The 13,663-nt window shown below is 60.2% G+C and carries 13 protein-coding genes and 1 riboswitch; all 13 genes read left to right on the plus strand.

All coding sequences use genetic code 11. From position 1 onward, the window contains the following. The first annotated feature begins 118 nt into the window (after positions 1-118). The 13 genes from AYT24_RS04285 (at position 119) to cobU (ending at position 13,655) form a co-directional block, all read left to right on the plus strand. Entirely contained in the window at positions 119-598 is a 480-nt protein-coding gene (locus tag AYT24_RS04285; RefSeq protein WP_010932613.1) for an SRPBCC family protein, read from the plus strand. A gap of 15 nt (positions 599-613) precedes the next feature. After that, positions 614-2,290, plus strand: coding sequence for a Na/Pi cotransporter family protein (locus AYT24_RS04290; RefSeq protein WP_010932614.1), 1,677 nt, complete (start codon positions 614-616; stop codon positions 2,288-2,290). Positions 2,291-2,342: 52 nt separating this feature from the next. Then, a riboswitch (cobalamin riboswitch) is annotated at positions 2,343-2,577 on the plus strand. A gap of 214 nt (positions 2,578-2,791) precedes the next feature. Then, entirely contained in the window at positions 2,792-4,741 is a 1,950-nt protein-coding gene (locus AYT24_RS04295) for a TonB-dependent receptor plug domain-containing protein (protein WP_164926958.1), read from the plus strand. Positions 4,742-4,783: 42 nt separating this feature from the next. Beyond that, positions 4,784-5,251: a hypothetical protein gene (locus AYT24_RS04300; protein WP_164926959.1), complete on the plus strand. Its 468-nt coding sequence runs from the start codon at positions 4,784-4,786 to the stop codon at positions 5,249-5,251. Further along, positions 5,248-5,886, plus strand: a complete 639-nt coding sequence (bluB, locus tag AYT24_RS04305; RefSeq protein ID WP_010932617.1) for a 5,6-dimethylbenzimidazole synthase — start codon at positions 5,248-5,250, stop codon at positions 5,884-5,886. The genes AYT24_RS04300 and bluB overlap by 4 nt, the downstream gene beginning before the upstream one ends. 17 nt (positions 5,887-5,903) lie before the next feature. Then, entirely contained in the window at positions 5,904-7,406 is a 1,503-nt protein-coding gene (locus tag AYT24_RS04310) for a cobyric acid synthase (protein ID WP_010932618.1), read from the plus strand. Then, positions 7,403-8,512 (plus strand): threonine-phosphate decarboxylase CobD, encoded by a 1,110-nt coding sequence (cobD, locus tag AYT24_RS04315; protein ID WP_010932619.1) that lies wholly within the window; start codon positions 7,403-7,405, stop codon positions 8,510-8,512. Before AYT24_RS04310 ends, cobD begins: the two co-directional genes overlap by 4 nt. Then, positions 8,509-9,468, plus strand: a complete 960-nt coding sequence (gene cbiB / locus AYT24_RS04320) for an adenosylcobinamide-phosphate synthase CbiB (protein ID WP_010932620.1) — start codon at positions 8,509-8,511, stop codon at positions 9,466-9,468. Before cobD ends, cbiB begins: the two co-directional genes overlap by 4 nt. Before the next feature lie 6 nt (positions 9,469-9,474). Then, positions 9,475-9,999: a cob(I)yrinic acid a,c-diamide adenosyltransferase gene (locus tag AYT24_RS04325; protein ID WP_010932621.1), complete on the plus strand. Its 525-nt coding sequence runs from the start codon at positions 9,475-9,477 to the stop codon at positions 9,997-9,999. Between the two features lie 47 nt (positions 10,000-10,046). Further along, on the plus strand, positions 10,047-11,042 hold the full coding sequence (locus tag AYT24_RS04330; RefSeq protein WP_164926960.1) for a FecCD family ABC transporter permease: 996 nt from the start codon (positions 10,047-10,049) through the stop codon (positions 11,040-11,042). Next, complete coding sequence (locus AYT24_RS04335; RefSeq protein WP_010932623.1) at positions 11,026-12,315, plus strand: ABC transporter ATP-binding protein; 1,290 nt, start codon at positions 11,026-11,028, stop codon at positions 12,313-12,315. The genes AYT24_RS04330 and AYT24_RS04335 overlap by 17 nt, the downstream gene beginning before the upstream one ends. Before the next feature lie 2 nt (positions 12,316-12,317). Continuing rightward, a complete protein-coding gene (cbiR, locus tag AYT24_RS04340; RefSeq protein WP_010932624.1) occupies positions 12,318-13,109 on the plus strand; it encodes a cobamide remodeling phosphodiesterase CbiR in 792 nt (263 codons plus the stop codon). Positions 13,110-13,136: 27 nt separating this feature from the next. Then, a complete protein-coding gene (gene cobU / locus AYT24_RS04345; RefSeq protein ID WP_010932625.1) occupies positions 13,137-13,655 on the plus strand; it encodes a bifunctional adenosylcobinamide kinase/adenosylcobinamide-phosphate guanylyltransferase in 519 nt (172 codons plus the stop codon). The last annotated feature ends 8 nt before the right edge of the window (positions 13,656-13,663 follow it).

Below are 13,663 nucleotides of genomic sequence, written 5' to 3' on the forward strand. Positions count from 1 at the left end.
TATACATGTCTTTGACCGAACTGTTAAACTTGTTCATCAGGGATGGTCATGTGAGCATCCTTCATGCCACCCACGAAATTCTGCGAAGAACCAAAAAAACTGAGCTGTAACGAACTGAATGAATCTGCATACAAAAACCTGGGTACAGCGGTTGCCTGTGCCGATAGATGTGGCGTGGGACTTTTTCTCACAACCGGGTAATCTTGCCCGGATCACGCCGCCCGAAATGATGCTGAAGGCCGAGGGCGGCAATGCGGGAACGGCAATCTATGAAGGCATGAAGCTGAATTTCGTGCTCTATCCCTTTATGATGATTCCCGTGCGGTGGACGACCGAAATCATGAAGGTTTCCAAGCCCGATTTCTTCGAGGATCGGCAGCTGTCCGGGCCTTACGAGCAGTGGTATCATCGTCACCTCTTCCGCGATATCGAGGGCGGCACGGAGATGACCGACATTGTGGAGTATGCGCTGCCGTTCGACCTTTTTGGCGAAGTGGTCGAGGCGCTGATCGTCGGGCCTCGGCTTGACGAGGTGTTCGAGTACCGGCGGTGCAGGGTCGCTGAAATTCTGGGCGAGATGGCGTCTGAAACGCGCTGAAAACAGATACGGAAGATGATGGAATCGCAATCCGTACTATCGAATTTCCTGCTGTTCGCGGGCGGCCTCGCGGTGTTTCTGCTGGGAATGAAGTCTCTCAGCGCCGGACTGCGGAAGGCTTCGAGCGGACGGGTCGCGCATCTGCTCTCCACAATTACCGGCAACCCGGTGTCGGCGTTGCTGTCGGGCGTGGCGGCGACCGTGGCCGTGCAGTCGAGCAGCATGGTGATGCTGACGCTGATCGGGCTGGTGCAGTCGCAGATTCTCACCTTTTCGCAGTCGCTTGGCGTGGTACTTGGCGCGGAGATCGGCACCACCATGATGGCGCAGCTCATCGCCTTTTCGCCGGGTGAGTTCGGATTGCCTCTTTTCGCCCTCGGCTTTTTCCTGTCGCTCATTCGTCGGCAGCGTGTGCTCTCTCTTTTCGGCGAGGCGATCTCCGGTCTCGGTTTGCTCTTTTTTGGCCTCAAGCTCATGGGCATGGCGGTTGAACCGCTGCAATCGAGCCCGCAGTTTCTCTCCATTCTGACCACGCTCGATAATCCCCTGCTTTGCGTGCTTGCCGGTGCGGTCATGACGGCGATTATCCAGAGCAGCGGGGCGTTCATCGCCATTCTCATCACGATGGCGCAGCAGGGTGTGCTGACCCTCGAAGTGGCCGTGCCGCTGATGTTCGGGGCCAACATCGGCACCTGCATCACGGCGGCCATTGGCAGCGCCGGAAGCGTTCGCCCCGCCCGGCGGGTCTTTCTTGCGCAGCTCATGTTCAACGTCACCTACGTCATCGTCTTTCTCATCTTTCTGCCGCCCTGGCTCGACCTGATCCGCGCCATTTCGCCTTCCGATGCCGCCGGAGGGCTGGCGAGGCAGATCGCCAATGCCCACACCTTCTCCAACCTGTTCATGGCGTTGCTGTTTCTGCCGTTTCTGCCGCAGTTCGGGCGGATGCTTGTCAAGCTGCTGCCCGACGATCCCGATGAGATGGGGCGGATTCCTGCGGTGTGGCATCTGCGCACCTCGGCACTCGCCACTCCCGAGGTGGCGGTTGGGCTGGCCCGACTGGAGATTTCGCGCATGAACAAGATTCTCGGACGGATGGCAAGCGCGCTGCCCGTGCCATTCATTGGTGGCGGGAACGGGCGTGACCTCATCTACAAGCGGCTTGGGGTGAGCGAGGGGCTGATGATGCGCGAGGAGAAGCTCGATTTTCTGGAGCAGAAGGTTACTGCGTACCTGATCCGCGTCATGCAGGAGGCGGTCGGCGAGCCGCTGATCCGGGAGGCCGCGGCGCTGATGGCGCTGGCCAAGGAGATCGAGTCGGCAGGCGATGTGGTCGAAACCCTGCTGGCCGATTTTCCGTCGGGAAAGCTCAATGTCGGCTTGACCGCAGAGGGAAAGGCGGAGATCGAGCGGCTGCACGAACAGGTGTGCCGCGAGATCGCGGCCATGAACCTGGCCATCGAGGAGATGAGTCCCCGCAGGGCCTCGGCGGTGATCGAAGAGGGCAAGGCGTTCGACCGCATCTTTTTCGATCTTGGATTTTCGCACATGCGGCGCATCAAGAGCCGTTCCGAATCGGAGCGCACGCACGACCTGCATATGGAGCTGCTCCGGGCGCTCGACGTGCTGCATCATCAGGCCATGTCGATGGCACGCACCATCGTTGGCATGACTGCCGACCGCAATGCGTGAGTCGCTTGTAATTGCGATGGAAAATCGTAAATTCCGCCCACAAAGAAGATGTTCTTTCACATGATTAGCTGGTGCCGGTTTTAAAGCCGGAGAATAGGGAAGTACGTGAGATTCGTACACTGTACCCGCAACTGTACAACGGAAAACTGCCGCTGGCAGGTATGGCCACATGCCTCAAAGCCGCAGCCGGTGCACGTCACTGCCAGGCTCCTCCACGGAGCGGGCGGGAAGGCTGCATCGATTCAAGCCGTAAAGTCAGGAGACCTGCCAGTTACTCTTTGCTCGGAAACAAGACTACGGGTTAATAGTCAGGCAAAGCACTTCCGGTTTATCCAAAGACCAACAGCATCGTTTTCAGAATCCGTGCTCTCTGGCGGTATTTTCCGTTGAGCGCGGCTTTCGTCAGTCCGTTCGATCCATGCTGTGTTCTGGTGCCGGTTCAGTCCTTTTCCTCTATCCCTGTCTGTTGATGATTCAGTTAATTCAACACAGGACAACACCATGAACAGAAGAACGCTCGCCATCGTCATGGCGGCAATGCTCGCCAGCCCCACGCTCCACGCCGCCGAGACCGGTTCGGACTATCTCGGTAATGAAATCGTCGTCACGTCGAGCCGTGTGCCGCAGCCGAAAAAAGAGCTGACCTCGAACGTTACGATCATCACCAAAGAGGAGATTAACGAGTCGTCGGCCAACGATCTCAGTGAACTTCTCGCGGAGAAAAATCTTGGACAGATTCAAAAGTATCCTGGAACCTTGACCTCCGTTGGCATCCGCGGTTTCAGGACTGAATCCCACGGCAATGATCTCATGGGCAAGGTGCTTGTACTGCTCGACGGCCGCCGCGCCGGTACCGGAAACCTCGCCAAGATCATGACAGCCAACGTCGAGCGCATCGAAATCATTAGGGGGCCTGCCGCCGTGCAGTACGGTTCTGCGGCGATTGGCGGCGTGATCAACGTGATTACGGCCAAAGGTTCGGGCGCGCCGTCGGCGTCGATCGAGCAGAAAATCGGCAGCAACGATTTCTCCATGACCGAGGCGACCATTCAGGGAAAATCCGGACGCTTCGACTATTCAGGCAGCATCTCGAAATCCGATTCTGGGAGCTACAAGACGGCCAAAGGCGAGACCTACCAGAACACCGGCTACCACGACCAGAAGATGGCGAGCCTGAATGTTGGTTACGAGATTGCCGACGGCCAGCGGATCGGCATGATCGTTCACTCCTTCGATGTGGACAAGGCCGGCTCTCCGGGCTATTTCAGCTTGCCCGATCTCAATGCCTATACGGTTCAGAACAACCACTCCGTCGATTTCAGGTACGATGGTACGACCTCCAGCCGTACTCTTTCATGGATGGCTCGCTACTTCACCGGAAAGGACGAGTATCGCTATGTCGATCCGAACTGGGGTGAAAGCACCAACAATGTTGACCAGCAAGGGGCGCAGGCACAGGTTTCCTGGCAGCCGGGTGCCCTCAGGCTTACAGCCGGATTTGACTGGTTGAAATACGAGCTCGATTCCACTTCGGCGCCCACATGGGCCTCTTATGAAAATCCGGCCGGTTTTCTTCTCGGCAAATATGGCCTGTTCGACGAGCGCCTGATTCTTACCGCAGGCGTGCGTTACGATGATTATCATGTTGACATGAAGGAAGGCGAGGGCACGTCGAAGAGCAGGGACAACTTCGCGCATCAGGCCGGAGTGGCGTGGCAGGCAACCGATTTCCTCAAGCTCAGAGGTTCGTATGCCGAAGGCTTCAGGATGCCGTCGGCGCGTGAGCTTGCCGCCCATATCACTAGCTGGGGGACGACCTATATCGGCAATCCCGATCTCAAACCGGAATCGAGCGAGACGTATGAAGTCGGCATGGACCTTACCTGGAAAGGGCTCAATGGCTCGCTGACCTGGTTCAGCACCGACTACAAGGATATGATTCAGACCAAAGCGATTGCCCCAACGACCTACACCTATATCAATGTTGGCAGCTCGACGGTATCCGGAATCGAAGCTGAGCTTTCGAAGGTGTTTGCACTCGAGGGTTCTTCGTGGACGCTTGAACCATATGCCGGGTACACCTACCTCTTGCGGTATCGTGACAACCAGACCGGTGACGACCTGCTCTACACGCCGCAGTGGAACGCCAGCACCGGACTGAGAGTGCATGATGGGTGCGGGTTCAACGGCGCGTTCAACCTTGCCTACACAGGCAAGACTCTCGTTCAGAACTGGGAGACCGGCTTTGGCGAGGTGGTGCCGAAAGGCGGATTTACGGTGGTTGATCTTTCCGTATCGAAGAAGTTTCCGTTCGGAGGCAAGGGCGTGAAAGGGCCGGGAATCACGGTCAGGGCGGAGATTAACAACCTTTTTGACCGCGAGTACCAGTATGTCAAGGGCTATCCGATGCCTGGCCGCACCTTTGTTTTTGGTCTGAAGGCGGACATTTGATCCATGCTGTCATCAACAGAAACCGGTAAATCATTGCCGGTCATGAAACAGTTGATGTTTGTGCTGCTGCTCCTGCTTTTCGCGGGAGCGGCATCCGGGTCGGAGGGGCGCATCGTCAGCCAGTCGCCCTACATTACCGACACCTTGTGTGCGCTCGGTCTCGCCAATCGCATCGCCGGGGTGAGCCGCTATGGCGACCTCGACCTGCCGAAGACCGGCGGCGTGATCGATTCCGACCCGGCGGCCATCGCGGCGCTGCATCCCGGCTCTCTCTTTCTCTCCGACTGGACAAGCCGCGATGTTTGCAAGCGGGTGAGGCCTGCGGGCGCGAAGTGCGTCGTGCTCCAGAAGGAGGGCTACGAATGCCCCGTGCGGATTCCCGAGGGCGACTACCAGATCGTGCGCCTCGATGGCCTGCATTTTGTGTCGCCATCGCCAAAAATTCTCGAAGGACTCGCGGATCTGCAATGGCAGTTCGGCAGTCGGAATAAGAAAAATGAATCGAAATGACCATCACTACTTCCGAGCGCAACGCGCTCTACAAAGTCATTTACAGCCGCCGCGACGTGCGCGGCCAGTACCTGCCCGATCCGGTGCCGGAGGAGGTTCTCCGGCGGGTGCTCGATGCAGCGCACCACGCGCCGAGCGTCGGCTTCATGCAGCCGTGGGACTTCGTTGTTGTACATGATCTTGCCGTTCGCAAGCAGATCAAGGAGGGCTTTGAAGTCGCTCACGCCGAGGCTGCCGAAATGTTCGAGGGCGAGAAGCGCGAGCAGTATCGCACCTTCAAGCTCGAAGGCATTCTTGAAGCGCCGGTTGGCATCTGCGTCACCTGCGACCGCAGCCGCAGCGGCGAGGTGGTGATCGGGCGCACGGCCAATCCGGAGATGGATCTGTACAGCTCGGTTTGTGCGGTGCAGAACCTGTGGCTCGCCGCGCGCGCGGAAAATCTCGGCGTCGGCTGGGTGAGCATCATCCACCACGACCATGTGCGCCGGGTACTCGGCATTCCGGAGCACATCGTGCCGGTGGCGTGGCTCTGCATCGGTTACGTAAGCTTTTTCCACGAAGCGCCGGAGCTGGAGCAGGCCGGTTGGCTGCCGCGCCTTGCACTCGACGACCTGCTGCACCAGGAGCAATGGTAACTGATTTCGTAACGCCCATGACCAATATCGCCATACTCGGTACCGCCTCGGACGTCGGCAAGAGCATCGTGGCCACCGCGCTGTGCCGCATTTTCAGCAACGCGGGAGTCGATGTGGCGCCCTACAAGGCGCAGAACATGTCGAATAATTCAGGCGTCACGCCGGATGGTTTCGAGATGGGCCGGGCGCAGATCGTGCAGGCGCAGGCCGCTCGTGTCGCGCCCCACGCCGACATGAATCCGGTGCTGCTCAAGCCCAACACCGACACCGGCGCGCAGGTTGTGCTGCAAGGCAAAGTGTGCGCGGACAAGAGCGCTCGCGAATATTTCGGCGACACGCAGCGCTGGGCCGAGGCGGCCTTCGAGAGCCTCGACCGGCTTATGGTGCGGCACGAATTGCTGGTGATCGAGGGGGCGGGATCGTGCGCGGAGATGAATCTCTACCAGCGCGATTTCGTGAACTTCAAAACCGCCCGACGTGCCGGAGCAGCAGTGATTCTCGTAGCGGACATCGACCGTGGTGGCGTCTTCGCCCAGGTGGTGGGCACGCTTGCTGTGATTCCGCCGGAGGATCGTGCGCTGGTGAAAGGCGTCATTATCAACCGCTTCCGGGGTGACAAATCACTCTTCGAGGGTGGCGTAAAAATGCTCGAATCGATGACCGGCGTGCCGGTGCTTGGCGTCATCCCTTATTTTCGCGGCTTCACCATTGATGCTGAGGACGCTGTCCCATTGTCGTCCGTGGTCGATCCGAAGCAGGAGCCGTCCGGAGACAAGATCGGCGTCGCGGCGATCTACTTTCCGCATATCTCCAACTTCACCGACCTTGCGCCGCTGGAGCGCGATCCCTCGGTCGAGCTGCACTACCTCCACCGCCCGAAGTCGCTTGATGGTTACAAAGCGCTGATTCTGCCAGGCTCGAAGAACGTGCGCGGTGACCTCGCATGGCTCGAAACAATGGGCTGGCGCGACGAGATCGAAAAGTTTCGCAAGCGGGGAGGCATCATTGTCGGTCTCTGTGGTGGCTACCAGATGCTCGGCGCGTCTATCGCCGATCCGTACGGCGTTGAGGGCGCTCCGGGCGCGAGCGCGGGTCTCGCGATGTTGCCGGTCGAGACGGTGCTGGAACGCGAAAAAGCGCTCTGTAACAGCGTCGGTAAAATTGCCGGAACACCATTTTTTGTAAGCGGTTACGAAATTCATATGGGCCGGACGGCACTTGAACCGGGTGCGTCGCCACTCCTCGAAGTGACGGAGCGCAACGGCGTCGCAACCGACGATTTCGACGGCGCGAAGAGCGCCGACGGTCAGGTGACGGGTACCTATTTCCACGGCTTTTTCGACCGTCCGGAAGTCCGTACCTGGTTCCTGCGCCTGCTGGACGGGGGTTACGAATCGCCAAGGGGAGCATCCGTTGCTGATCCATTCGAGCTGCTTGCCAAGCATTTCTCGGAAAATCTCGATCTTGAGAAGTTGTTTGCTATTGCCGGTCTTTCGGTCAAAGGGGAGAAAGAGTCATGAATCACGATCATCTGCTGGCACATCGCCACGGCGACCGTTCGGGCGACAGGCTTGCGAGTGCCATTTCGCTCGACTTCAGCGTCAATCTCGCACCGATCGAACCTCCGTTGCAGGAGCTGTTCTCAACCTCCATTCCGCTTGCGCCCTATCCCTCGATGGATGGACACGGAGTGCGTGAGTTCTACGCGGCTCGATTCGGCCTCGATCCGGTGTGTGTGCTCTCGACGAATGGCGCAATCGAGGGCTTGTACCTGATTCCGAGAGCGCTTGGGATCAAGCGTGTGCTCGTTCCCCAACCCTCGTTTTTTGATTACGGACGCGCCTGCCGCCTTGCGGGAGCGGAGGTCGTCCCGCTTGCACTGAGCGAGTCTGGCAGCTTCGCCTTTCCCGGCATCGACAAGCTTGCCGATGCGCTTGCCGGATGCGACGCGCTCCTGGCCGGAAGCCCGAACAACCCGACCGGCACGCTGATTCCCAAGGAGTTGCTGCTGGCGCTGGCCTGCCGCTTTCCGGAGAAGCGGTTCATCGTCGATGAGGCGTTCATCCAGTTCACGGAGGCCTTCCCGTCAAACTCCCTGATGACCGAAATCAAGGCGTTCCGGAACATCGCTGTGGTGCATTCGCTGACCAAGTTCTACGCCATCGCCGGGTTGCGTCTTGGTGCGGTGATCGCGCATCCCTCGATGATCCGCCAGCTTTACGGTTACAAGGAGCCGTGGACGGTCAACGCCGTCGCGGAGCATGTCGCCGGGCAACTGCTGCACTGCGGCGAGTACGAGCGGGAGGTTCACGCCATCGTCCGCGAAGGACGCAAACAGATTGCCGACGGCCTTGCCGGGAACTCCGTGATCACGCTGCACGGCGGCGCGGCGAACTTCTTTTTCGCCTCCGTCGCGGACGAATTCAGCCTTGACGCGCTGTTCGATGTTCTCGCCGAACGCGGCATTCTCGTCCGGGACTGCCGGAATTTCGAGGGCGTTCCGCCGAAGTATTTCCGCTTCTGCATTCGCACCTCCGACGAAAACCGGCGTCTCATCGAGGCGCTGAACGATTTCGCCGAGTTGTCGAGGATCGCGAAAGCTGCCGTCGAGGAGGCGGTGTCGTGACCTGGTTGCTGATGCCAGCGGCGTTCCTGCTCGATCTGCTGCTTGGCGATCCGCAGTGGTTTCCGCATCCGGTGCGGCTGGTCGGCAAGCTTGCGTCCGGCGCGGAGCGGTTGTTCCGGGGGATGCGGTTCCTGCCGCTCCGGCTGGCGGGCATTTTGACGGCGCTGGTGGTCATCGGTACGACTGTCGTGACGGTGCTGGCGCTCGTGGTGGCGGCGTTTCTGCTTCATCCGCTTGCTGGCGTCGTCGTATCGGTGCTTTTGCTCTATTTCGCGATTGCACCGCGCGATCTTTACAACCACGGATCGGCTGTGCGGGATGCGCTTCGCGCGGGCGATCTCGAACTCGCCCGCCAGAAGGTGGCGATGATGGTTGGTCGCGATACCTCGATGCTCGACGAAGAGGGTGTGGCGAGGGCTGCTGTGGAGAGTGTGGCCGAGAATACATCGGATGGCGTGACCGCGCCGCTCTTTTACGGCTTGCTTTTCGGCCCTGCCGGGGCGTGGCTCTACAAGGCCTCGAACACGCTCGACTCGATGTTCGGTTACCGCAACGAGCGTTACAGGGAGTTCGGCTGGGCGTCGGCGCGGTTCGATGATTTCATGAATTACCTGCCGTCGCGCCTGACGGTTTTGGCGGTTGCGGGCGCGGCTTTTATTTTACGGCTCGATCCGGCGGGTGTTTTCCGTTCGGTGAAGCTGGGGGCGACGTTGCACGAAAGTCCCAATGCGGGCTATCCCGAAGCGGCATTTGCCGGAGCACTCGGTGTCACGCTTGGCGGCGAGCGGAGCTACGGCGGAGTCACCAAAACCGTACCGACGCTCGGGCTTCGCGAAGGCGCGCTGGATGCCACGACGATCACAGGCGCCATGCGCCTGATGTACGTTGCCTCGGTTCTGTTCATGGCCTGTGGCGCGCTGCTGCTTTTTATTCTTTCCAAGTCTCTACAATCGTAATCAGTTATGTCACAAAAACGGGTTCTTCTTTTCACAGGTAACGGCAAGGGCAAAAGCACGGCCGCGTTCGGAATGCTGTCGCGTGCGCTCGGCCACGGTCTGAAAGTGCGTGTCATCCAGTTCGTCAAGGCCCAGGAGGGGGTTGGGGAGGTGCTTTTCTTTACGCGCTTCGAGGATGTCGAGTGGGATCACTACGGCAAGGGATTCCTGCCGACCAATCCCGACAGCCCGATGATGGAGAAGCACAAACAGGCGGCGGAGTTCGGCTTCGAGGAGGCGCTCGACGCGCTGGCTTCGGACGAGTACGATTTCGTGCTGCTCGACGAGGTGTGTTTCGCGCTCTCGAAAGAAATCATTCCGCTCGAGCCGCTCATCAAGGCGATTGTCGATGCCAGTGACAAGATCATCGTGCTGACCGGCCGCAATGCGCCGCAGGCGTTGATCGACGTGGCCGACACCGTGACAGAGATGAAGATGATCAAGCACGGCTACGAGCAGGGATTGCTCTCACAGGCTGGCGTGGAGGAGTGAGCCTGACGCGCTTACATAAAACGAATGGCGGTGACGGCTGCCGCCCGATGATCGTCAAAGGTTCGCCGGTCAATCGCCGACGGGCGCTGTTGCTGGCGGCGGCCATTCCGCTGCTGCTCGGTCTGTCGCTGCTGCTTGGTCCGTCCGGCATCGGCCTGCCCGACACGTCGTCGATTTCGGGCCGCGCGATCATCGACCTGCGGCTCGGGCGTTTCGTGATGGGAATGCTGGTCGGTGCGGCGCTCTCGACCTCCGGTACAGTGTTCCAGGCGATTCTGCGCAATCCGCTTGCCGAGCCTTACGTGCTTGGCGTGAGCGGCGGTGCGGGACTTGGCGCGGCGTTGAGCATCCTCGTCGGTGGAGGTATTCTCGGTGCAGCGGGTTTGCCGGTCACGGCGTTCTTCTTCGCCGTTATCACCCTTTTCGCGGTCTATGCCATCGCGGCTCAGGGCGGCGGTATGCCGTCGGTGTACAGCCTGATCCTGAGCGGCGTGATCGTCAGCGCGATCTGTTCGAGCGTCATCATGTTTCTCGTCTCGACGGCCAACGTCGAGGGGATGCACACCGTGATGTGGTGGATGCTCGGCAACCTCCAGCCCTCCTCGTGGGGCAATCAGTTCATCGCGCTGCTCTTCATCGCAGGCGCATCGGTGGCGCTATGGCTGCTCGCTCCGGCGCTGAACGTGTTGACGCTGGGGCGCGAAATGGCTCACTATCAGGGGCTCAATGCCGGAACGGTGACGGTGTCGAGCCTGCTGCTTGCCACGCTGCTGGCGGCTACGGCGGTCTCGATGGGGGGGATGATCGGCTTCGTGGGCCTCATCGTGCCGCACGTCATGCGGGCGATCTTCGGCCCCGACCACCGCTGGCTCGTGCCCGCCTCGGCCTTCGGTGGCGGGGCGTTTCTCGTGCTCTGCGATGTCATCGCGTGCGTTGTCATGCCTCCCATTGAAATTCCCGTTGGAGTGGTGACGGCGCTGGCGGGCGGCCCGTTTTTCCTCATCGTGCTCCGAAAAAGGATGAAGTATGCCTGGAATGACTGAGCTGGGAGCGCCTGCGCTTGCGTTTCGAGGCGTCACCGCCGGGTACAAGGGGCGCACGGTGCTGCGCGATGTCGATTTTGGGATCGCCGAGGGGGAGTTCGTTTCGCTGATCGGCCCGAATGGCTCCGGCAAGAGCACCCTGCTCAAGACCGCCACCGGTCTGCTCAAAGCGTCGGAAGGCAAGGTCGAGGTGTTTGGGCGCGAGGTTTCGTCGCTCAAGCCGCGCCAGCGCGCCTCGCTCATTGGCGTGGTGCCGCAGAAGCTCGACTCGCCGATGGCTTTCACGGTGGGTGAAATCGTGATGCTCGGGCGCAATCTCCGCGGGCGCTGGACGGGACTGGAGGGGCATGACTACGACAGTGTCGAGAAGGCGATGATCTACACGAACGTGTTCGACCTCCGGGAGCGCCGCTTCAACGAACTGAGCGCCGGAGAGCAGCAGCGCACGGCGCTCGCCATGGCTCTGGCGCAGGAGCCGCGCATCATCATGCTCGACGAATCGATAGCGCACCTCGATATCAACCACAGCCAGGAGGTGCTTCGCATCCTGATGAACATCAACCGCGAGGAGCGGATCACGGTGCTGCTGGTGAGCCACGATCTCAACCTCGCCGCGCAGGTCGCCGGGCGGTTGATGCTGGTGCAGCACGGGCGGCTGGTGAAGAACGGCTCGCCGGAGGAGGTGATGCAGCCGGAGCTGCTCAGCCGCGTCTATGACTGCGAACTGCGCGTGCGACGCGACCCATTCAGCGGTAATCCGGTGGTGAGCGGCGCGCTCGACGAGCTGCTGCGCCGTCCGGCGGTGCGCAAGCGGCTGCACATCATCTGCGGTGGCGGCTCGGGTATCGAGCTCTTCCGGCGGCTCTTCATCGAGGGCTTCGAGCTCACCTCGGGTGTACTCAACCGGCTCGATTCCGACGCCGAGGCGGCCCGTGCGCTCGATATTCCATGCGTGCTCGAACAGCCCTTCTCGGCGGTCGGCGACGAGGCGTTCCAGCAGGCCGCCGCGATGGTGTCGGAAGCCGACGGCGTAGTCATCGGCCCGGTGCCCATTGGCTCCGGCAACCTTGTGAATCTCCGACTTGCCGCCGAAGCGCTCGACGCGGGCAAGCCGGTCTGGATCGCCTCGGGACTCGACAAGCGCGACTACACGCCGGGCAAAGAGGCCGCCGAGATGTCGGACAAACTCCGCAAATCCGGAGCGACGGAGTGGAAAGGAATTCAGGAATTGACGGCGATGCTCAACCGGGCGTGGCCGGAATCGCAACATTGAAGATGAAGAAGTACCCGTTCAGGCTTGGCACCTCGTCTTATATCATCCCGGACGACATTCTGCCCAACGTGCGCTATCTGGCGGACAAGGTCGAAGACATCGAGCTGGCGCTCTTCGAGTCCGACGAGTTCAGCAACCTGCCGTCGCCGGAGGTGATCGCGGAGCTGGTCGCGCTGGCTGGAGAGCATGGTCTGACCTACTCGGTGCACCTGCCGCTCGACGTCTATCTCGGCAGCCCTTTTCGGGATGAGCGGGAGCGCTCGGTGGGCAAGTGCCGCCGGATCATCGACCTTACCGAAGCGCTGCCGAAGTCGGCCTTCGTGATGCACTTCGAGGCGGGCAAGGGGGTGGACATCAACGCTTTTTCCGACGAAGAACGGCAGATTTTCGTGGAGAGTCTCGGCGACTCCGCGAGAATGTTGCTCGAGGGCTGCGGCGAACCGGTCTCGATGTTCTGCGCCGAAAACCTGAACTACCCCTTCGAGATCGTCTGGCCGGTGGTCGAACAATTCGGTTTTTCGGTGGCGCTCGACGTGGGCCATCTCGAATACTACGGTTTTCCGACCGCCGATTATCTTGACCGCTACCTCTCCCGAGCAAAGGTGCTGCACATGCACGGCACGACGGGGGGGCGCGATCACAACTCACTGGCCTGCATGCGCCCCGAAGCGCTCGATCTGGTGGTCGAAGCGCTGCGCAAGGTGGAGGGCGAGCCAAAGGTGTTCACGCTGGAGATTTTCTCGGAAGCAGATTTTTTGTCGTCAGTCGAGACGCTGGAGCGGTTTTCGTCATGACTCTTCAATCGCATAATTATTGCACCTATGCCTGAAGTAATCTATGTGACCGGCGGAGCCCGGAGTGGCAAGAGCTGCTATGCGCTGAAGCTGGCCGAACGATACAAGTGTCGGGTGTTTCTTGCTACTGCCGAGGCGTTCGATGGGGAGATGCAGCGTCGTATCGACAAGCACAAACAGGAGCGCGACGAGCGCTTTACGACGGTGGAGGAGCCGGTGTATCTCGACAAAGCGCTGCGCGCTTTACCCGACGGGACAGAGGTGGTGCTGGTCGATTGCCTGACCGTGTGGCTGGGAAACATGATGCACTATCTCGGCGATGAAGCGGCGATCAACGAGCGGATCGACGCCCTGCTCGATGTACTGAAGAATCCGCCGTGCGACATCATTTTTGTTTCCAATGAAGTTGGTATGGGGATCGTGCCCGAAAACGCGATGGCACGCGAGTTCCGTGACCTGGCCGGCACGCTCAATCGCAAGGTGGCCGAACGCGCCACGCAGGCGTATTTGCTGTGCAGCGGTTTGCCGCTTGTTTTGAAAAAGTAGTAACCAAA

The sequence above is a fragment of the Chlorobaculum tepidum TLS genome, assembly GCF_000006985.1.
Taxonomy (GTDB): Bacteria; Bacteroidota; Chlorobiia; order Chlorobiales; family Chlorobiaceae; genus Chlorobaculum; species Chlorobaculum tepidum.

Bases quoted from the DNA above. Each gene is read 5' to 3' on its own strand.
- AYT24_RS04310 (WP_010932618.1), top strand. From the start codon at position 5,904: ATGACCAATATCGCCATACTCGGTACCGCCTCGGACGTCGGCAAGAGC.
- AYT24_RS04285 (WP_010932613.1), top strand. From the start codon at position 119: ATGAATCTGCATACAAAAACCTGGGTACAGCGGTTGCCTGTGCCGATA.
- AYT24_RS04295 (WP_164926958.1), top strand. From the start codon at position 2,792: ATGAACAGAAGAACGCTCGCCATCGTCATGGCGGCAATGCTCGCCAGC.
- cobU (WP_010932625.1), top strand. From the start codon at position 13,137: ATGCCTGAAGTAATCTATGTGACCGGCGGAGCCCGGAGTGGCAAGAGC.
- AYT24_RS04290 (WP_010932614.1), top strand. From the start codon at position 614: ATGATGGAATCGCAATCCGTACTATCGAATTTCCTGCTGTTCGCGGGC.
- cobD (WP_010932619.1), top strand. From the start codon at position 7,403: ATGAATCACGATCATCTGCTGGCACATCGCCACGGCGACCGTTCGGGC.
- cbiR (WP_010932624.1), top strand. From the start codon at position 12,318: ATGAAGAAGTACCCGTTCAGGCTTGGCACCTCGTCTTATATCATCCCG.
- AYT24_RS04325 (WP_010932621.1), top strand. From the start codon at position 9,475: ATGTCACAAAAACGGGTTCTTCTTTTCACAGGTAACGGCAAGGGCAAA.
- AYT24_RS04335 (WP_010932623.1), top strand. From the start codon at position 11,026: ATGCCTGGAATGACTGAGCTGGGAGCGCCTGCGCTTGCGTTTCGAGGC.
- AYT24_RS04300 (WP_164926959.1), top strand. From the start codon at position 4,784: ATGAAACAGTTGATGTTTGTGCTGCTGCTCCTGCTTTTCGCGGGAGCG.
- bluB (WP_010932617.1), top strand. From the start codon at position 5,248: ATGACCATCACTACTTCCGAGCGCAACGCGCTCTACAAAGTCATTTAC.
- AYT24_RS04330 (WP_164926960.1), top strand. From the start codon at position 10,047: ATGATCGTCAAAGGTTCGCCGGTCAATCGCCGACGGGCGCTGTTGCTG.